Below are 19,896 nucleotides of genomic sequence, written 5' to 3' on the forward strand. Positions count from 1 at the left end.
GAGTTCGTTCTGAGTTAGGTGTTGCTGAACATCCGGAGCAGCGACGGGGCGACGAGCAGCGCCATGAAGATGACGCCCAGCAATGAGCCGGGGATGGTCATCCGCTCGCCGACTGCGTGGGCCTGGGCGAGCTCGTCGTTGAGCATCGCGGTGCGCATCGCTGCGGAGCGGGCACGCAGGTTGGCGTAGACGCTCGCGCCTTCCTCACCGGACAGGCGCATGATGTCGGCGAAGTCGTCCAGCTCGGGGAGCCCGAGCTCGTCGGCCAAGGTGTGCAGGGCCTCCCAGGGTGGGAGCCCGGACCACCGGGAGCGCGTCAGCTCTTCGTTGAGGCGTTGGAAGACCCACGAGTCGCCGATCTCGGCCGCGGCCTCCATCGCCTGGCGTACGCCCGAGCCGTTGTTGCGCTCCAGCGCGACGAGCTCGATGTAGGCGCCAAGGGCGCGGGTGAACTCGAGGCGCGCCTTCTTCGCATCATCGATGGCGTTGTAGTTGGGCAGGAAGAACATCACCAAGGCCAGCCCCAGCGACGCGAAGGCGGGGATCGTCACTGGGAGCCCGAGGTCGAGGAACTCGAGGAAGGCGGCGAGGAGGGGCGGGATGAGCAACCCGAGGAACGCGAAGACGATCTTGTCCCCGTAGAACCGTGCGAGCGGGACTCGCAGTAGGGCCAGCTCCCGTGTGGGGGTGCGGACCCACACGCCGGGCGGGAGCGCGCGGATCGCCCAGACCCCGATGCGTTCCTTGCCTGCGGCCGCGGATCCTGACGTGTCTTCCCTGGGCGCGCGGGTCGGCGTCAAGCGGCGGAGGGCGTCGGCGAGGTCGGGTTCTGCCGGCATCACTCGGGCCGTCAGGAGGACGAGGCCCAGCCCGACCATGGCTCCCGCGAGCAGCGCGAGCTGCAGCCCGGTCGTCATCGGTTCGCTCCCGGCTGGTGGTCGAGGAAGCGGGGGAGTGGACGACCGATCGCCATCTGCCGCATCCACACGAGTGTGGCGACGTAGGCCGAGAGCAGGACCGCGAGGATGATCTGACCGAACGGGCTTCGGTACGGCTCGACGTACGTCCCCGAGACCGCGAGGATCACGAGGACCCCGACGCTGATGATGGTGACCCACCGTGCCGTCGAGCGAGGCTTGGCCCGGTCGGCCTCGACTTGCCGGCGGGCGCGTACGTCGGCTGCGACCGACTCGGCCAGTCCTTCGAGCACGGCTGCCAGCCCTGCGCCGCGTCGGCGAGCACCGAGGATCAGATTGGCTGCGACGAGGTCGCCGGTAGCGTCGTTGAGCTCGTCGGCGAAGGCACGGATGGCGTCCTCGGTGACCCAGCGCGCACGCAGCCGAGCCACGAGGCGAGTGACCTCGGGAGCGATCGCGTCCGGGGTCGACCGCAACGTGGCCACGAGGGCCTGCTCGAGACCGACGCCGACCGTCAGTACGCCGGACAAGGCGCGGGTCCATTCCTCCATCGCCTCCAGCCGGCGGATTCGAGCAGCTGCGGGCGGCGAGGAGAGCAGGGTTGGCAGACCGACGACAGCGACCGGGAGGGCGACGAGGGCGAGCGCCCACCCGGTGACTAGGAATGCCACCAGCCCGGACACCGCACCCGCGGCCACAAGGGTCCGCGTTCGCCGGGACATTCCACTCAGCCGTACCCGACGCGCCGTCGATGGCTTGGATGCGGCGATCTCCACGCGTCGCAGTCCGGCGACGAGCCCGAGGATCCCGGCCACGATCAATGCGCCGGCGAGTGCAGGGACGAGGACGATCATGAGCGTGCGTCTTGCTGGGCGAGGAATCCGGGGAGATCGAAGCCGTCAGCGACAAGACTTCGGTAGGCGTCAGGCAACACCGCCGGCGCGGCCCTACCGCTGCCGTCAGGGGTGAATACGTGCGTGGTGGCGTAGCCGGTGTCGCGTTCACCCGGTTCGATGGCGATGATCTCGGCGACCTGCCGGTGCCGATGTGAGACCCCGTCGGAGGCCGTCGTGCGCAGGTCGAGGTGCACGATCAGGTCGATCGTGGCGGCGAGCTTGCTGGTTGCCAAGCCGTGGGTGACGTGGGGCCCGGCCTCCATCGCGCACGTGACCAGCTTGCGGACAGCCGCCACCGCGTCCGAGGCGTGGGTGGTGGAAATGGAGCCAGTCCCGGACTCCATCGCCTTGATCATCGCCCAGATCTCCCTGCCTCGGACCTCGCCGACGATCTGGCGCGACAGGTTGAAGCGGAACGAGTCGACCAGGGCCTCGTCGAGGGTGAACTCCCCGGCCTGTCTGCCGTCGAGGCCCCGCTCGCCCGAGCCTGGTCGGGCCTCCCAGGCATGGACGATCTCGTGGCGATCGAGCTCGTGGAGGTGAAGCTCGTACTCGGTCTCGAACGTTCCAATGGCCTCGAGCGGGTCGATCTCGGCACACAGGGCGCGCACCAGCGTGGTCTTGCCGGCTCCTTGGCTGCCGGACACGACGATGCTCTTGCGAGCACGTACGGCGGCGCGAAGGAAGGAGGCCGCGGCCGGTGACAGCATGTCTCGGTCGACGAGCTCGTCGAGCGTGATGCTCATCAGGCGGTGGCGGCGGATCACGACCGACGGCCGAGGAGTCACCCACGCCGCAGCGGCGAGCCTGGCACCGCCGTCGAGGCGCAGGTGCAGCTTCGGCTGGGCCGCGGAGAATCCGCGGGCATTGACCTCACTCCGGGAGGCGAGGAAGACCAAGAAGTCGATGAGCTCCTCGTCGGAGTCCGCGACGGCCGTTCCGCGGGTCACGGAACCATCGATGAGCTCGAGCATGACTCGGTCGTGTCCGGTGATGATGATGTTTTCTACCCGGTCGTCGTCCACGAGCGGCTGGAGACGACCGAGCCGGAACAGTGCGTCGAAGACCGCGCGGGCCATGGCGTCCTGATGGGCGATGGTCCAGGCTGTGCCACCGGCGTTGACCTCGTCGGCCAGTGCGCTGTCGATCAGCTCCAGAACGATGGAGCGGCCGAGCTCCTGCTGTGATGCTGGGCCAAGGCGAGCCCGATCGGCAGCGATCGACTGGCTCAGCTGCTCTGACGCTTGAGCACGCAGTGCAGCCACCAGACCCCAGTCGAGGTTTGATGCTCGTGACGGATCCGGAGGGCCGGCGCCCGCCAACTCTCGTCCAACCTTTGGGCTTCCGAGCGGCGGGATGGGTTGCGCGAACAGCGGCAGCCTGGTGACGTCGGCCGCCTCGACGGGGGTGTCGATCTCCGCCCGGCTGGTCATCGAATGGCCTCCGCCAACTCGATGCGCTCGCTCGCGATGCGTGCCTGGATCCCCTCAATGGTCGCCCGCAGACTCCGTACGAGCGGACCGGTTTCGAAGCGCCGAGGGGGAGCGGCTCCACGGTGGTAGACGGCTGCGGCATCCCTGTCATCGGCGACAGCGCCGACCACCGGGAGTCCCAGCACGGACGCCACCTCCCTGCGGGAGTAGGGCTGGCCCTCACCCACGAGCAGGACGCATGCATCACGCCATGTGGCGGCCTTCCTCACCGTCTCGGACCACGATCGCGCCGCAGCCAGGGCTGGGAGCGTGGTCTGGGTGACAAGGAGAGACACGTCTGCGTTCGCGAGCAGCGGTTCGGGCGACCCAACCAGACCGAGACGACCGGCGTCGACGATCACGTCCTGACCAGTGGCGTCGAGATCGGCCAACGCTCCCGCCAGTGGCTGCCACAGGTCGCGCAGGCCCGCGGACTGAGCGTGAGATCGGGTGCCAGCGATGAACCCCGCCGCTGAGCCTTCAAACCGCTGGACCACCCCCGGTAGCGCGTCGGTAATGTCGTACGACGACAAGGCGAGCTCGATCAGCCCGGAGTCGTACTCCCGTGTGCCGCGGAAGAAGCCGGCCAGAAGCCCCGAGCCTCCCGTCGGATCGGCCTCGACGAGCAGCACAGGTCGCGGCCAGACGAGCGTCAGGCCCAGTGCGGTCGTGGTGACACCCGGCGACCCGGACGCCGAGGTGAGCGCGATGACCGACATGACCTCACCTGTCCCGGGAATCAAGGATGAGCGCGACGTTGCCGGTGGCGGCGCGTGCGGCGAGCACGGTGGCGTCGGCATGCGGGACCAGTACGTCGACGACCAAGACGCCGCTCTCGGAGTCGTAGTTGACCTCCACGACCTCGGCATCGTTGAACGCCGGAGGTCCCGACGACTGCTCACCACCGGGGGGTGGGGTGACCACGAGCCGGACCCGGTCTCCGGCCTGCAGCGCCATTCCCGGTGACTGGGCTGGCGAGAGGGCAACCCCGACGATCGATGCCCCGTCCTCGGGAACCGTCTCCGTAGTGGTGGCCCCAGCCGTGATCAGCCCGCCCTCAGCGATGTCGAGCGCGGCCCGCTTCCCGACAAGGTCGTCGAACGCGGAGGCAGCCACGGGGGAGAGGGCTGGATCAGCGCTGATCCGGACCCGCGCGAGGTCGTCTTCCGTGATCAGTGAGCCGCGCTCGATGGTGGACCGCGCGACCAGGACCTCCTGCGTGTTCGTGGTCGACGTCCACGCCCAAGCGGCGAGCAGTGCCCCGAGACAGATCGCGGCGACAGCACCCGCCACCAAGGCTGGCCGACGTCGGAGCTTGGGAGGCGGTACCAGTGGAGGGGAGGGCGGTGTCGACCCGCTCTCGACGCTCCTACCGTTCCTCGTGGTGGTGCTGGTCATGTTCGATACCTCTCCGGTCGCGGTGCCCGCTACTGCACGAGCACCTGCGCTTCCCCGACCGCGATCGCGACCGATCGCCGTAGTCCATTCAGGCGGATCACTCCCGACTGCCCAGCCCCTGTCCACTCCACGACCCAGTCCGAGTTCGCAGTGACCGTGAACTTGCCGTCCTGCTCTCGGGAGCTCGACGTCGCATAGACATGGCCACAGGTGGGCGACTGCTGCATGCCGTACTCCGGCTTGTACGGAGTTCCTGCGTTACGACACACCACCTCAGTGCCATCGCCCATGTCCCACGTGACCCTGTGAACCCTGGCCGTGGCTGTGATCGTGATCCCGCCGGCCGAGGCACTCGCTGTGATCGGCCCGAACGTGTGATCGTCGGGGCCCGCAGCCCACATCCAGACTGGCATCCCGACCAGGCCAACACTGTCCGGGCCGGGTTCGGGGGCAAGACCGATGTTGATCGCCTTGAGCTGCATGTCCTCGATCGCGAGTCGAGCGACCTCGCCAGGCGTCGGCGTGGTGCCTGAGTCGGGCGGCGGATCCTGCGACCAGAGGTAGATCAAGATCCCGGTCTGCGGTTGATAGCAGTGATAGACGGCGCCGTCGCCTGGTTCGTGCCCCTGCCACGCGGGGTCTCCAGCGGGTGGCACTGGCGTCGCCAGCTGGACGTAGCAGTTCAAGCCATTGGACCAGTAGCCCGCATCCGACGAACACGGCACCGGCCCCGGCGGGGGCTGCGTGATACCGAGAGCCGTGCCATCCCACACGCACGACTCCCCGCCGCCCGTCTCCACCGGAACGTCATCACCTTCTTCACCGGGGGTGCTGGGAGTTCCAGGCACGTGCACCCAGACGAGGCAGACACCGGTTTGCGGGTCATTGACCTGGCACTCGGTGTCCGCGAAGACCGGAGCCGGGGCAAGCAGCAGCAGAGGTGCCATGACCATGGCGAGAATCAGGACTCGCGCTATGCACGATCGCATGGCGGGCGCTCGAGATTCTGGCTGGAGGCGACACGCCACGAACCGCTCGGGTCCGCCTCAAAGTTGTAGTTGGAGACCAGGTAGCGAATCCACCCGGTGTCGGGTCGTTCATCGCTGACAACCGACGTGCCATTGCTGTCGAGGATGTCGACGCCCCCGACGTCGTAGCAAACGTCGACCTGGACCGTGGGTACCCGACCGCCTTCGGGATCAGAGTTGTCCAGTACGACTCCCTCAACCGTGAGCTCGGCGATCTTCGTGTCGCCGGTCTGGTGCTGGCCTTGTTCGCGCTCTCGGGCGAACAAGGTCCGTTGAGCGGAGAGCTCCCCGCCGATGGCGACGCTGCGGAGCTTGGTGAGCTTCACCGCCGGGTCCGTGCGGAGCTCGTCGCGAACGGCATAGAAGGACCGCACCAGTGCCGACGCGTCGGCAGCGGCTGCCTCGCTGGTGGTCGTAGGCGTCGTCGCCGAGGTCGCCGGCGGTGAGACAGGGTCGGCTGTGCTCGGCGGGTCACTTGCGGGTGGGGCCGGCTCGTCGTCGGCGCACGCAGTCACCGCGGCCAGCAGGAGTGCTGCAGTCGCGAGTGCGTGTGCTTCGCGTGAGGTCGTCATCGCCGAGTTCCTGACTTCCCTCGCGGGGGCGCCCCGAGAAGGAACCGGCGGAGAACTTTGTGGCTCCCGGATAGAACTCCGCCAGAACCAATTGAGGCACTGCGTACCCGTCCCACGCAACTGTCTCCCATGATTTTCCCTCCTCGCTCCGATTGATCTGCTGGCTCTCTCCTCCAGGTGCGGCCGCCGGCCCACGTCCCTTCGCCCGTCCTCGCCCTGAAGGTCGTACTTCTCGACATACACCGTTTGCAGAACGAGGTGGGCTCTGTGGGCCTGCGGCCTGTGGACAAACGGCCGGTCGGCTGTCCTGTGGAACAGATTCCGCACCTGCACGCCGAGGAGGTGAGCGTGGGTGACGGTCTCGATGCGCGTGATGTCGTCGGGCAGGGGCTATGACTACCTGCTCAAGAGCGTGGTCCGCGGGGATGGCGACATGGGCGGAACGACCGCGCTCACGAGGTACTACACCCAGGAGGGCACGCCACCCGGCCGATGGATCGGCTCGGGGCTCCACGCACTCGGCAACGGTGCGATCAAACGAGGGGATGAGGTGATGCCAGAGCAGCTCGCACTGCTGCTCGGCACAGGTCGGGATCCGGTGACCGGCGAACCGCTGGGGCGGGCGTTTCCGGAATACGACGGGGTGAGGGCTCGGGTCGCGGCTCGGGTATCCAAGTTGCCTGGCGACCTCAGCGACGAACAGCGGCTCGAGGCGGCGGCCTCGATCGCGCACGAGGAGGTGGAGACCGGCACTCGACGTGCCGTCGCGGGCTTCGACTTCACATTCAGCGTTCCCAAGTCGGTCTCAGTACTCTGGGGCGTCGCGGACACGGGAACCCAGGCATGTATCCGCGAGGCTCACCACCAGGCGCTCGGCGAAACGGTCGCCTTCCTGGAGCGCGAGGTCGCCACGACCCGTCGCGGTGTCGATGCTGGCGACGGCGCCGTGGCGCAAGCTGACATCGTCGGGATCGTCGCAACGGCGTACGACCATTGGGACTCCCGGCTCGGTGACCCGCAGCTCCACACGCACGTCGTCATCTCCAACAAGGTCAAGACCGCGGAGGACGGGCGCTGGCGCAGCCTGGACGGACGACCGCTCCATGCAGCTGTCGTCGCCATGTCTGCGCACTACAACGCGGTACTCGCTGACCGCATGACCCGCACCTTCGGTATCGAGTGGGAGCAGCGCGACAGAGGCAACAACCACAACACGGCGTGGGAGCTGGAGCCCGTCCCGGAATCGCTCATCCGGGAGTTTTCCAGTCGCTCCCGAATGATCGATCAAGAGACCAACCGCCTGATCGAGGAGTACGTCGCCCGCCACGGGCGCCGCCCCTCCACGACACGGATCATCGAGCTGCGAGCGAAAGCGACGCTAACCACGCGCCCTGAGAAGGTCATCCGGTCGCTCTTCGACCTCACAACCGAATGGCGGGAACGGGTCCAGACGATCCTCGGGGCGGAGGCCGTCGATTGGGCACGCAGAAGCACAGCGGGTCCGGTCGCCCGCCCCACCCTTCGGGCCGACGACATCTCGCTCCATGTCGTCGCCCAGGTAGGGGTCTCGGTTGTCGGAGCAGTGAGTGAGAAGCGTTCGACGTGGCGGCACTGGAATCTCTGGGCCGAGGCATCGCGGCAGACGATGGGGTGGCGCTTCGCGAGTGTGAAGGACCGCGAGGCCGTGGTCGGCTTGGTCGTCGATGCTGCGAAACAGGAGTCGCTGTCTCTGACTCCGCCCGAGCTGGCCACCAGCCCCGAGGTCTTCCGGCGAGAGGACGGCAGCACGGTGTTTCGGCCACGGCACTCGGTGGTCTTTACGTCTGAGGAGTTGCTCGCCGCCGAGGACCGGTTGCTGGCCCACTCGACCGACCTCACCGCCCCGTCGGTCGGCCTGCATGTCGTCGAGCGCGTGGGACGCAAGCAACACCTGTTGAGCGCTGAGCAGGTCGACACGCTAGCGCGGATTGCTGTGTCCGGGCGGCAGATCGATTGTCTCGTCGGTCCTGCCGGTGCAGGCAAGACCACCGCCATGCACGCCCTGAAGACAGCTTGGACGACGGTGCACGGAAAGGACAGCGTTGTCGGCCTCGCACCTAGCGCTATCGCGGCTCAAGTGCTCGCCGAAGACCTCGGCATCCGGTGCGAGAACACCGCCAAGTGGCTCCACGACTACGACCGCGGACGGGCGCAGGTCCGGAAGGGGCACCTCGTGATCATCGACGAAGCCACGCTGGCCGGCACCTTGGCTCTCGACCGACTGGTCGCCCTCACAGCCGAAGCCGGCGCGAAGGTGCTGTTGGTTGGGGACTGGGCGCAACTCCAGTCAGTCGAGGCAGGAGGCGCGTTCACACTCCTGGCCTCCGCCCGCCCCGACACCCCCGAGCTCACCGAGGTCCACCGCTTCACCAACGAGTGGGAAAAAGCCGCCTCGCTCGACCTGCGCTTGGGCCGCACCGAGGTCATCGGCACGTACGTCCAACACGACCGGGTCCGCGAGGGCACAACCGACGCGATGATGGACGCCGCCTACCTCGCCTGGAGCGATGACATACGGGCCGGTCGCACCGCGATCCTCGTGGCAGATGCGACCGAGACGGTGAAGGACCTCAACACACGAGCCCGCGCCGACCGCATCGCCGGGGGCGATCCAGCAGGAAGCACCGAGGCCAATCTTGGTGACGGTACGCGTGCGTCAATGGGTGATCTTGTCATCACCCGCAGCAACGACCGTCGTCTCTCGACCGTGTATGGCGGATGGGTCCACAACGGAGACCGCTGGCGCGTCACAAATGTGGGCGGTGACGGCTCGATGACCGTTCTGCGTCTCGGCGCGGTCTCGGGCTCAACCGTGACCCTGCCAGCGGCGTACGTCGCCAAGCACGTCGACCTAGGGTACGCCGTGACGGCCCACCGCGCCCAGGGCCTCACCGTCGACACCTCGCACGTCGTCGTCTCATGCACGGCCACCCGCGAGAGCCTGTACGTCTCCATGACACGGGGCAGGGAGGCGAACATCGCGTACGTCGCTCTGGACAAGCCCGATGAGGGCCACGCCCCGCCAGAGCCTGAGGAGGTCAACGCACGCACCGTGTTGTACGGCGTGCTCAAACACTCCGGGGCGGAACCGTCCGCCCACCGGATGATCGTTGAGGAGCAGGAACAGTGGTCATCCATCGCGCAACTCGCGGCGGAGTACGAGACCATCGCTGCCGTTGCCCAGCGGGACCGCTGGATCAGCCTGGTAAAGGCCTGCGGGTTGACCGACGAGCAGATCGACTCGGTGACCGGATCCGACTCGTTCGGTCCGCTCACTGCCGAGCTGCGACGTGCCGAAGCGAATGGACACGACGTCGACCGACTCCTGCCGGCGCTCGTCGCACGCCGATCGCTCGAAGATGCTGACGACGCGGGAGCCGTGCTGATCAGCCGACTCAAGAAGGCAGCGCGGCCCAAACGTGGGAGGCGTCGCGCAGAACCTAGCCACATCGCCGGGTTGATCCCCGTGGCCGAGGGCCCGATGTGTCCCGAGATGATGACCGCACTCACCGAGCGACAGTCACTTATGGAGTCGCGGGCGAAGGCATTGACCGCCAACGCGGTAGAGGCCAAGGAGCCCTGGCTCAAACGCCTGGGCACGCCACCTACAACGGACGCAGCCCGTAGCCGCTGGCTCAACGAGGTCAGCGCTGTGGCTGCCTTCCGCGACCGATACCGAGTGGACGGGCGACGCGCTCTCGGAGCGCCGCGAACCGCCGCGCAGAAACTCGACGCCGTCCGGGCACGAAAGGCGATACGCCGAGCTCGGGCAATAGCCGATCAGAAGGATGCACTTTCTAACGAGGGCAGAAGAAGCATGGACCTGTACCGACAACCCATCGTCTGAGCGGCGTCTCTACGACCCCCGTCGGGGACTTCTCCACAGCGCAAGGCACGCGACAGCCGCGTGGTCGAACTTGCGGCGTATGAAGGGATGAACGCTCTCAAAGGGGGTCCTTATGTTCAGCCTGCGCTGGAACCTGAGCGCCGAGCTCTGCGGCTACCTACGTTTCTACATGCCTACCAACCGCGCGGTGGACCGGATGCGCGGCCCGCTGGGGCTCGAGTGGGCGATGCCGGTCTGCCTGATCGCGACGCTGTCCTACCTGTTGGCGCTGAGTATCTGCGCCACCCTCGTCGAAAGGGGTGGCCCGGCCTACCTGCTGGTAATGCTGTGCGCCTGGAACGGAATCAAGTTTGCCACCGCGGGTGTCTTGATTCCCGTTCGGTGGTTGACCCTGAAATTAAGCAGTTTCTCGGTATCGGCCCGGCGGGGGTGCCTGATGGACAGGTTGACCGAGCTGCGGACGGCCATCGCCCACAACGCGGTGGCTGGGGGCAGCGCATACGGCCGGGCAGCGGCAGAGGTGGTCGCTCTCAGCCTGGAGGGGCAGCCGGATGAGGAGGTCGCCGTAGTGGTCTCCCGGACCACCGAGTGGCTGATCAGCACCAAGCCCTCGATTACCAGCATGCGCACGGTCGCCTTCGCTGCGCTCGAGGCTAGCCTTTCGTCGGAGGACCCCCGCGGGGCAGTCCTGGCTCGGATGCGTACCTTCATCGCAGACTCCGAGCGAGCCATAGCCTCGATCGCGGACCACGCCGCCTCGATGATTAAGCCTGGCGACAAGGTGTTGTACGACTCCTACAGCGGATCCCTCGTGCAGTTGTTTCTCCGAGCGGTGGAGACCACGCCCGGTCTGACGGTGATGCTGACTGAGTCGCGTCCTTACAGGAGTCACAACTGTCGGATAGGCCGAGCAGGTGGCCCCTGCTCGGTAACCCACGAACATGTGTGAGTAAGGCCCCGGCCCGCAACCACTCAGCGAGTCTGAGCGGTCACCCCATACGGTCTAGACCGCGATGAGAAAGCAGAAATGTTTCGATTTGACAAGGCGGACTGAGGGACCGGGTGCAACAGTGTTCGCGACGTGCAGGTCAGGCCGTCCGACCCAGCGGGAGACCAGTGCCACGCGGTGTGACTCGACCGACGAGGAGCGGCGCCGGGGAGCCTGCAGAGAGTGCACCAGCGGAGCCCCGCATAGTGGTGTAACCCACGGTGGTCGCGCACGTCGTTGCTGACGTGAACGCGGTCACCGTGTGATCCTTCGAGAAGTCTCTTACCCCAACTCGAAAGGCATCAACACGATGACCGCTCCCCACATTGTCGACCCTGCAACGGTGCTCGGTGAAGCCCTTGCCGACGCTTCCCCGGATTTGATGCGACACCTGCTGCAAACGATGATCAACGCCCTCCTGTCCGCCGACGCCGACGCCGTGGTCGGCGCCGAATGGGGACAGCCGTCCCCTGACCGCCTCACCCACCGCAACGGCTACCGCCACCGCGATCTCGACACCAGGGCTGGCACGATCGATGTCGCGATCCCGAAACTGCGATCGGGCACGTATTTCCCGGAGTGGCTTCTGGAGCGTCGCAAGCGCTCCGAGGCGGCCTTGATCACCGTGATCGCCGACTGCTACCTCGCAGGCGTCAGCACGCGGCGGATGGACAAGCTGGTGAAGACCCTCGGCATTCACGCCCTGTCGAAGTCGCAGGTGTCCCGGATGGCTGCCGAGCTCGACGAGCACGTGAACCAGTTCCGGCACCGCTCTTTGGCTGAGGCGGGCCCGTTCACGTTCGTCGCCGCCGACGCTCTGACGATGAAGGTTCGTGAGGGTGGCCGGGTGGTGAACACGGTCGTGCTGATCGCCACTGGCGTCAACGGTGACGGCCGCCGCGAAGTGCTCGGCCTGCAAACCGCGACAGCTGAGACCGGGTCGGCGTGGAATGCGTTCTTCGCAGACCTCGTCGCCCGCGGCCTCACCGGCGTGCAGCTGGTCACCAGTGACGCGCATGCCGGTTTGAAGGACGCGATTGCCGCGAACCTGCCCGGCGCGACCTGGCAGCGTTGCCGCACCCACTACGCGGCGAACCTGATGAGCGTGAGCCCGAAGAGCATGTGGCCGGCGGTGAAGGCGATGCTGCACTCCGTTTATGACCAGCCCACCGCCTCCGACGTGCACGCCCAGTTCGACCGCACCCTGGATTACGTGACCGAGAAGCTGCCCGCGGTCGCCGAGCACCTCGATACCGCCAGGGCCGACATCCTGGCCTTCACCGAGTTCCCCAAAGACGTGTGGTCCCAAATCTGGTCGAACAATCCCAACGAGCGCCTCAACCGCGAGATCCGCCGCCGCACCGACTCCGTCGGCATCTTCCTGTGTGTTTCTCTTGACACTGGCGGAGCGATCAGCACCGCTGGGAGGCTCGTTGAGGTGTCAAGGATGACCCGGAATCTTTCTGTCGACCCGGTTGCGACGGGTCTGACCCCGTTAGGGCCAGTCTCCTCGACACCTCAACGGGTGGCCGCGTGACCTGATAGCGGCGTGATTGACCGGACGACAGGAGTGTCCAACGCCACCCGGCCTCAACCCTACGGATCGGGAGAACACCATGACACCCCTCGTAATCGGGATCGACCCACACAGCCGCGTTCACGTCGCTGCCGCCGTCGATCACCACGGCCGTTGCGTCGACAAGCACGAGAGCGGAGCCGCCCCGCAGCAGCTTCATGAACTCGTAGATTGGGTCGATCAGACCGGCGCAGACATCGTCGCGATCGAAGGCACGAAAGGCTATGGGCTGCCGCTTGCGCGGCTGCTGGTCGCCGCGGGTCACACCGTTGTTGACGTTTCATCGAACCTCACAGCCGACGAACGGAAACGCTCCCGCCGGCCGGGCAAAGACGACGAAGGGGACGCTGTCGCGATCGCACGCATCGCGCTGCGCGAACCCGATCTCCCTGCCATGGACGCGACGCATCTCGACGCCGACCTCAAGCTCCTCGTCGACGCACGAGACCAGCTGGTCAGCGAGGAAGTCCGTGTCCGCAACCGTCTCCACGCACTGCTGCTCGTGATGTCTCCGGGCTACCAGGCCGTGACTGGCCCGTTGATCTCGCGCCCGGCGTTCGGACGAGCCCGGAGTCTTGCGCTGAAGGCGCGGAAGACGGACCCGATGCGCGCCAAGCTCGCGCTGGCAGCAGTGCGGAGGTTGAACGCGCTGCGAGACGAGCAAGCTGAGCTGGTTACGGAGATCGACGCGGAACTTGCACGTCGCCAGCCAACGCACCTGCTCGCGATTCCGGGAGTTGGTCCTCTCGTCGCCGCGAAGATCCTCGGCGAAGCTCGCGACCCGCGCCACTACGCGTCAGCCGCGGCATTCGCCGCGCACGCTGGCGTCGCACCGATTCCGGCCTCCAGCGGCAACACACATCGTCACCGTCTCGCACGCGGCGGGAATCGGCAGCTGAACCGCGCGCTGTTCACGATCGCGATGGTTCAAGCACGTTGGCACCCACCAGCTCGCGACTATCTCGCCAAGAAGCGGGCCGAGGGAAAGACCAGCGCGGAGGCTCGCCGTTGCCTCAAACGGCACCTCGCGAACATCGTCTACCGAGCGCTTATCCTCGACCTCCAAAAAGGCGACGACCACCAAATTGGTGCAGCTGCTTGACGATAGCGGCGCCCCAACCGCGACGCGATCATCCGCCTGGTCGGCGGCGTCCTGGCCGAGCAGACCGACGAGTGGGCCGAGGGGCGCCGCTACCTCGGGCTGGACGTTCTGGCCCGCTCCCGCATGCGCGTCCTGCCCGACACCGAAAGCGAGGTGGTCGCCGACACCTTCATCGCGCTCAGCGCATAAAGCGAAGGATCAGCCGTTACACCACTTCCAGGGACTTGACCAGTGCACCGTGCACTGTGGTGGTGGAGATCATGTGCGTTGAAACCACAGACGAGGAAGCTGCGGAGACCTAGCGTAGAGCCATCGACGGACGATCGTCAGTTGAGTCGTAACGCCACCCAAGGGGAAGTCATGTCAGATCAGTTGTGGTCAAAGAGTGCTACCGAGCTTGCCGGATTGGTTCGCTCCAAAGTCGTCTCAGCGACCGAGGTCGTAGAAGCACATCTTCAGCGGATCGAGGACGTGAATCCGGAGCTCAACGCCATTGCCGTCGTGCTGGCGGATGATGCCCGGCAGTCTGCCCGCATCGCTGATGAGAAGACTCGAACGGAGCCAGACCAGCTGGGCAGACTTCATGGCGTCCCGATCACCCTCAAGGTGAATATTGACCTCGTCGGTTCGGCGACCTCGGACGCCGTACCCGCTTTCAAAGACTTCTACCCGCCTATGAACACGCCTCTAGTGGATCGACTCTTGGGGGAAGGCGCCATAGTTGTCGGTCGAACGAACATGTCGGACATGGGCATGCGCATGACGACCGACAGCACGCTGCATGGACTCACGAGAAACCCATGGCATCCGGGGCGCACGGCTGGCGGATCGTCAGGCGGCGAGGGCGCCGCCCTCGCATCTGGCATGTCGGCGCTGGGAGTCGGGAATGATCTCGTTGGTTCTCTGCGGAATCCTGCGCATTGCTGCGGCATCTCGACTCTGAAGCCCACCCCCGGCCGTATTCCGTGGGCGGACTCAATCCTGCCGCCTGACGGCCCGCTCTCCTTCCAAATGATGTTGGTGCACGGCCCCATGGCGCGTCAGGTGGCGGACGTTCGGCTGGGCATGGAGATCATGAGCGGTGCTCACCCACGCGACCCCTACTCGGTTGACGTTCCGCTGTACCGCGCCGATTCCAACCAGCCGTTCAAAGTCGCCGTCATGGCGGCGCCTCCTGGAGCACCAACAGACCCAGAGGTGTCCTCTGTGGTTCGCAAGGCAGGGGAGGCGGTGGCCGCGGCTGGCTACGAAGTCGACGAGATCGATGCTCCCGAGTATTTAGAGACGAGGCAGATTTGGCTCGACTTCCTGATGACCGAAGTCAATGTTCTTCAGGATCACATAACCGAAGCGATGGGCCCTGCGGGACGCCAGTTCCTGCGCGGCTTCCTCGACCACGCGGGCCCGCTTGACCTTCCCGGGTACATCGACCTGTTTGTGCGGCGTCGTCGGATGAGCAGGGTCTGGAACGACTTTTTCCAAGAGTACCCGGTGATTATCGCGCCCACGTGGCTTGATGTCGCGTTCGAGCACGACTGGGACTTGAAGTCGGTTGCGGACACTGTGGATAACTGTGGGCCGGTCGTGCCTGCCAACGTTCTAGGTCTTCCGGCGGCTGTGACCTTCGGGGGCCTCGCAAAGGGTATGCCTGTTGGTGTCCAATGCATCGCTGCGGCCTTCCACGACGATCAAGCGATGCAAGTCGCTGAGGTCATCGAGGCCGCTGTGGGAGCAACCCGCCCCGTCTCGCCGTTCATCAACGCTGGTTAGACCGACGATCGGCTCCGCCGCAGCCGTCACGCGATGCCCGAGCTTGCCATGTCTTTCCGCAAGCGGCTCGGGCCGCGGAAGCGGCCTAACCGAACCGACACCGTGTTCACCATCGAGGGCCAAGGCCCCTCGGAGGCACGTCGCGCGCTTGACATGTTGCGAGAAGTGGGTATACGAAGTCGCTATGAGAATTCCAGGGGGCTACCAGCGCTCAGCGCTGAGAATTCGAACTGCCGCATCGCTCGCTGCGGTACTTCTGGCTGGAGTATTCGTGTTAGGCGGAACCCCAGCCAATGCCACCACTGAAGTCGAGGTCGAGACGCTCAGTTTTCCACTCGTTGCGGTTGCGCTTGATGCTGATGTGGCAGCTGCAAACGGTTACGAACTGCGAGCTGATGACAGCGGACTGCTGTACTCCGTCCCGGTTGGAACTCCGGCCGATGCTCCCTACTCTGGCCCCAAGGCGTCCAGTGGCGGTGAAGCGGTCGTCGCCAACGAGAGCATTTCGCCGTTCGGTTCGGTGGCGGGAAACTGTGGGTCGTCATACATTTATGTGAGCACTGCTAACAAGACGTTCCTCACCGGCTACAGCATTAAGTCGAGCACCTACGGATTGCCAGTCAGCCATACTTGGGAGGTCTTCGTCGACACCGTCTATGGAGCCGGATACTACGATCTGGGAGGATTCCCACCCTGGGGTCAGTCTCAGTGGTCCGCGAGTCGGACAATAGTTGAATCCGGGACACCCCTGTATGCAACCGTCACTCAAGGTACGGTGTTCACCGTATCGGGATGGGTGTGCTACGCCTATGGCCCAGAATGGCCGCCGTGAGGATGAATCCACTGTTGCTCGAGTCGGTCCGGCGCTCATTGCCGCCGTTCGGGGAGTTGCAGGTGCGAATGGCGGCGACGGTGCTTCGTGGGTTGCTCGTTCTCGGCAGGGAGCCGAGCACGTACGAAGCAGTGGGAATCGGGCTGAACGGTCATCGAAGTTCACTGCTTGACGCACCCTCGCCTCGGAGCGGAATCGTCTATCACTGGCATCAAGCGTGTGCCCGACGAGGCATTAGCTGCCAACACCAAATCGTAACGTCGGTAGTGAACTTCAGCATTGAGATGCTTTATGAATTCGCGGTTGAACACTATGTCAACAGTCTCGGGCTGACCCGGCCAGACGCTGTGCGAAGAGCACATGGGAAGGTGTATGTTGAGGCACGCGGATCCGCCTCGGACGCCGTGACGGCTAGCTTTGACGGTGAGCGTATCGGCGGCACATCGATCGTTCTCGGCGACACCAGATACGACGCGTTTGAGTTCGACAGAGCAACGATCGTCTCTTCAGCGCATCGGACGCAACCTTGGACGGAGTACACCGTCACCCACGTTGAAATGAATCCCACCTAGAACATGTCTGACAATGCCTTGATCCAGGCGATGACGGCGTTGAGGACGATGGTGGCGCGGTAGACGGTATCGGGTGGCGATGCCTCGCCGTTGCTTGAGGCGGCAGAGGCGGCATTCGATCGCGTTCCGGCTCTTGTAGTCGGCGGCATCGAGTCCTACCTGTCGCCGCCCGCCGCGCGAACCGCGGCGCTTGCCATGCCACTTCTGGCCGTCGGGTTCTGGGATGACAGCGTCAGCTATCGATGCGACGATCTAGCCGGTGGCGACGCCGTGACGCTGCCGGGCGGGTTCTCCGAGCTCCCGGACGCCGGCGAAGGCGCAGGCGAGACGTTCGTGGTCGGCAACCGCGGCTGACTGTGATGATGGCGGTTGGAGTCCCGCAGCGGTCTTCCTGACTCAGCGGCTGAGTGCCGCCCCGATAGATTCGGGGAGTCCCGTCGCCGAGTTCGCGTCGCGGCTCCGAGAAACTACAGGTTCAATGGCACGGACCGGCGCAGACGGGTTGCTGGGATTCGGCGCGGTCGACGGGAACCTCCGGATTCTCGACACAGAATCAATGGCGCAGACGACAAAATCACTGTCATCGGACAGTGGCGCAATACCCGTTTCCAGTCCACCGTCTCGATCTCCTCGGGCTCACTCTGGCGTAGGGGACATCACGAGTGCGTCAGGGCACGCGGAGAATCCGCGATGTCCGCGAAGGAGCCGATCGCCGGCCTATACCTCGCAAGAGGGTCGTGAAGTACTCGGCCCGCTCAGGAGGCTCGAATGGCAACTCGTGTGGCATCACGTCCGCCGGCACGACCGCCCGCACCGGCAGCGGTGGCGTTGGGTGTTCTTCCCCGACGTCAGCTGACCGGGATCATCCCGGCGCTGCTGTGCATCGCTCTGGCGACGGCAGTGACGGGGCTGAACGCGGTGCGGCCGTTCACCGATCTGGTTCCGCTGCTGTGGGTCGTCGCGGTGCTGCTCGCCGCCGCCGCCGTCGTGTCCGGTGTGCGCACCTTCCAGCGTGAGGGTCGGATGGACCCGGCGATCGAGGCGGTGCTTCCACTGCTCGGCGCGGCGCAGCCGACGCGCGCGCTCGTCGAGCCGGTGAAGTGGACCCGCGGATGGGTGGGACTCCCGGAGCGCATCAAGATCCGATACGCCTCACACGTCGACGACACCGATCCTCGCTTCGTCGATCAGATCCTCGCCGGCCTGGCCCGCCGGCTCGGAGCGGAGTACCGGGTGCGCAAGCACAACTCGAGGCGCTGCGTGCTCGTCGTCGAGCTCGCCCCAGCCAGCGATCCGATCTCCCGCGAGCAGCAGCGCGCGATCGAGGTCGTCAAGCTGGTCATCGACCCGAGCGCGAACGTCTCTGTGAAGAGCGCCGAGGACGGATCGGTCTCGAAGATCGAGGTCAAGCACAACGTGGGGCCGAAGATGGCCATCGCCGCCCGACGCTCTCAGGTCGAGAAGGTGGTCTCTTCGATGCTTCCCGGCCGGTGGCGGGCGCACTGGGATCTCGAAGGCGACAAGATCACGTTCGAGGTCCGGCCGACGATGCCAGACATGGTCCTGCACGAAGTGGAGCCCGCAGCCGCGCTCACCCATGCCGCCTACAAGGCGTTCAGGATCCCGATCGGCCCCGACGAGGACGGCCAGATCCAGTCGTGGCATCCGGCGGTCTCTCCGCACTGCCTCGTCATCGGTGGCACCGGATCGGGCAAGACCAGCTTTCAGCACACGGTGCTCACCCACCTGGCGCACGCGCACTGGCGGGTGTGGGTACTCGATGGGAAGAGGATCGAGTTCGCCGGGTTCCGGGACTGGCCCAACGTCGAGCTCGTCGGCGCGCGCGTGGAGCACCAGGTGCGGATGCTGCATGCCGCGCACGAGCTCATGGAGGAGCGGTACTCGCAGCTCGAGAACGGCACGGCCCGTCTCGAGGACTTCGACCCGCTCGCCCTGATCATCGACGAGTACGCGACGTTCAAGGCGCGCGTGCAGCGGTGGTACAAGACGGTCAAGCCCAAGGGGGCGCCAGCGCAGGCTCCCGTCCTCGATCTGCTCTCCGACCTCGCCCGCCTGGCGCGATCCGCGAAGATCCACATCCTGCTGGGCCTGCAGCGTCCCGACGTCGAGTTCCTCGGCGGTGAGATGCGAGACAACTTCGGCGCCCGCGTCAGCTTCGGCCGTCTCTCTCCGCAGGGCGCCAACATGATGTGGGACAGCTTCGCGGTCGGTGTCGCGATCCCGCGCAACAAGCGCGGCCGTGGCGTCACCCTGAACGCCGAGTCCCTCCCCGTTGAGATCCAGGCGTTCTACACGCCGGATCCAGCGAAGCTCGACTCCACCGACAAGGGCGACTGGGATCACCTGGCGGCGCTGCGCCCCGAGGTCGCGGACTACGAGCGGATGATGGTGCGCGACCCGGAAGCGGAGCTCACCGACGATGGCGAGGGCGAGGAGATCGAGCCCGACTACTTCCAGTGGGCTTCGGCCGAGATCGTCCCGTGGGATCCCGCGGCCTCGTCGACGAGCAAGCACGAACCCCTCCGCCCCGCGAACGTCACTCCGCTGGACCCGCGCGAGCGAGTCAGGTTCGTCCCCGATGTCGACGACGAGACACCTGACGTCGACGCGGCCGCGGACGGCGACGGGTACGGCGAATCGCTCGAGGGGCCCGCGGTGGAGCTCGAGGTCGGAGATCTCCTGCTCGTCGACTCGGCCTTGGGCCTGTGGGCCGTGATCGAGGGTGTGGAGCCCGATGTCGTCGACGACGAGTACCTCGCGATCGAGTACCGCGACCTCGACAACGGCGAGGACGGGTTGCTGACGGTCTTCGACAACTCGGTGGTCAGCTACCGCCGACCCGAGGCTGCGTGATCGTGGCCGCCAT

The 19,896-nt window shown here is 66.0% G+C and carries 15 protein-coding genes and 1 pseudogene; 9 read left to right on the forward strand and 7 right to left on the reverse strand.

The window, feature by feature from the left end; genetic code table 11:
• Positions 1 to 14: 14 nt before the first annotated feature.
• Genes H7694_RS17055 through H7694_RS17085 form a run of 7 tightly spaced genes read right to left on the reverse strand, consistent with a single transcriptional unit; the run spans position 15 to position 6,283 of the window.
• A complete protein-coding gene (locus H7694_RS17055) occupies positions 15 to 917 on the reverse strand; it encodes a type II secretion system F family protein (protein ID WP_193599408.1) in 903 nt (300 codons plus the stop codon).
• On the reverse strand, positions 914 to 1,771 hold the full coding sequence (locus tag H7694_RS17060) for a type II secretion system F family protein (protein ID WP_193599409.1): 858 nt from the start codon (positions 1,769 to 1,771) through the stop codon (positions 914 to 916). Before H7694_RS17060 ends, H7694_RS17055 begins: the two co-directional genes overlap by 4 nt.
• On the reverse strand, positions 1,768 to 3,246 hold the full coding sequence (locus tag H7694_RS17065; protein ID WP_193599410.1) for a CpaF family protein: 1,479 nt from the start codon (positions 3,244 to 3,246) through the stop codon (positions 1,768 to 1,770). The genes H7694_RS17060 and H7694_RS17065 overlap by 4 nt, the downstream gene beginning before the upstream one ends.
• On the reverse strand, positions 3,243 to 4,004 hold the full coding sequence (locus H7694_RS17070) for a hypothetical protein (protein ID WP_193599411.1): 762 nt from the start codon (positions 4,002 to 4,004) through the stop codon (positions 3,243 to 3,245). Before H7694_RS17070 ends, H7694_RS17065 begins: the two co-directional genes overlap by 4 nt.
• Before the next feature lie 4 nt (positions 4,005 to 4,008).
• Positions 4,009 to 4,683 carry an SAF domain-containing protein gene (locus H7694_RS17075; protein ID WP_193599412.1) on the reverse strand — a complete coding sequence of 225 codons (675 nt, stop codon included), beginning with the start codon at positions 4,681 to 4,683 and terminating at the stop codon, positions 4,009 to 4,011.
• A gap of 29 nt (positions 4,684 to 4,712) precedes the next feature.
• Complete coding sequence (locus tag H7694_RS17080) at positions 4,713 to 5,636, reverse strand: hypothetical protein (protein WP_227468416.1); 924 nt, start codon at positions 5,634 to 5,636, stop codon at positions 4,713 to 4,715.
• A 20-nt stretch (positions 5,637 to 5,656) separates the two neighbouring features.
• A complete protein-coding gene (locus H7694_RS17085) occupies positions 5,657 to 6,283 on the reverse strand; it encodes a hypothetical protein (RefSeq protein WP_193599414.1) in 627 nt (208 codons plus the stop codon).
• Positions 6,284 to 6,635: 352 nt separating this feature from the next.
• Here H7694_RS17085 and mobF point away from each other — a divergent pair, with 352 nt between their 5' ends.
• The 9 genes and pseudogenes from mobF to H7694_RS17130 all read left to right on the forward strand — a co-directional run bounded on the left by mobF (position 6,636) and on the right by H7694_RS17130 (position 19,883).
• The gene (mobF, locus tag H7694_RS17090; protein ID WP_319805284.1) at positions 6,636 to 10,169 is read left to right on the forward strand and encodes a MobF family relaxase; all 3,534 of its coding nucleotides are present in this window, start codon (positions 6,636 to 6,638) and stop codon (positions 10,167 to 10,169) included.
• Between the two features lie 112 nt (positions 10,170 to 10,281).
• Complete coding sequence (locus tag H7694_RS17095) at positions 10,282 to 11,118, forward strand: hypothetical protein (RefSeq protein WP_193591307.1); 837 nt, start codon at positions 10,282 to 10,284, stop codon at positions 11,116 to 11,118.
• A 349-nt stretch (positions 11,119 to 11,467) separates the two neighbouring features.
• Positions 11,468 to 12,694, forward strand: coding sequence for an IS256 family transposase (locus H7694_RS17100; RefSeq protein ID WP_413782948.1), 1,227 nt, complete (start codon positions 11,468 to 11,470; stop codon positions 12,692 to 12,694).
• Positions 12,695 to 12,773: 79 nt separating this feature from the next.
• Entirely contained in the window at positions 12,774 to 13,835 is a 1,062-nt protein-coding gene (locus H7694_RS17105) for an IS110 family transposase (RefSeq protein WP_193599387.1), read from the forward strand.
• Positions 13,836 to 13,847: 12 nt separating this feature from the next.
• A pseudogene (locus H7694_RS17110) lies at positions 13,848 to 14,024 on the forward strand (IS256 family transposase); the annotation flags it as partial.
• 171 nt (positions 14,025 to 14,195) lie between these two features.
• Complete coding sequence (locus H7694_RS17115; RefSeq protein ID WP_193591308.1) at positions 14,196 to 15,605, forward strand: amidase; 1,410 nt, start codon at positions 14,196 to 14,198, stop codon at positions 15,603 to 15,605.
• Between the two features lie 271 nt (positions 15,606 to 15,876).
• On the forward strand, positions 15,877 to 16,437 hold the full coding sequence (locus tag H7694_RS17120) for a hypothetical protein (protein WP_193599292.1): 561 nt from the start codon (positions 15,877 to 15,879) through the stop codon (positions 16,435 to 16,437).
• 662 nt (positions 16,438 to 17,099) lie between these two features.
• Complete coding sequence (locus H7694_RS17885) at positions 17,100 to 17,363, forward strand: hypothetical protein (RefSeq protein WP_413782947.1); 264 nt, start codon at positions 17,100 to 17,102, stop codon at positions 17,361 to 17,363.
• A gap of 414 nt (positions 17,364 to 17,777) precedes the next feature.
• The gene (locus H7694_RS17130) at positions 17,778 to 19,883 is read left to right on the forward strand and encodes an FtsK/SpoIIIE domain-containing protein (protein ID WP_193599293.1); all 2,106 of its coding nucleotides are present in this window, start codon (positions 17,778 to 17,780) and stop codon (positions 19,881 to 19,883) included.
• Positions 19,884 to 19,896: the final 13 nt, after the last annotated feature.

Source organism: Microbacterium sp. YJN-G (assembly GCF_015040615.1).
Classification (GTDB): domain Bacteria; phylum Actinomycetota; class Actinomycetes; order Actinomycetales; family Microbacteriaceae; genus Microbacterium.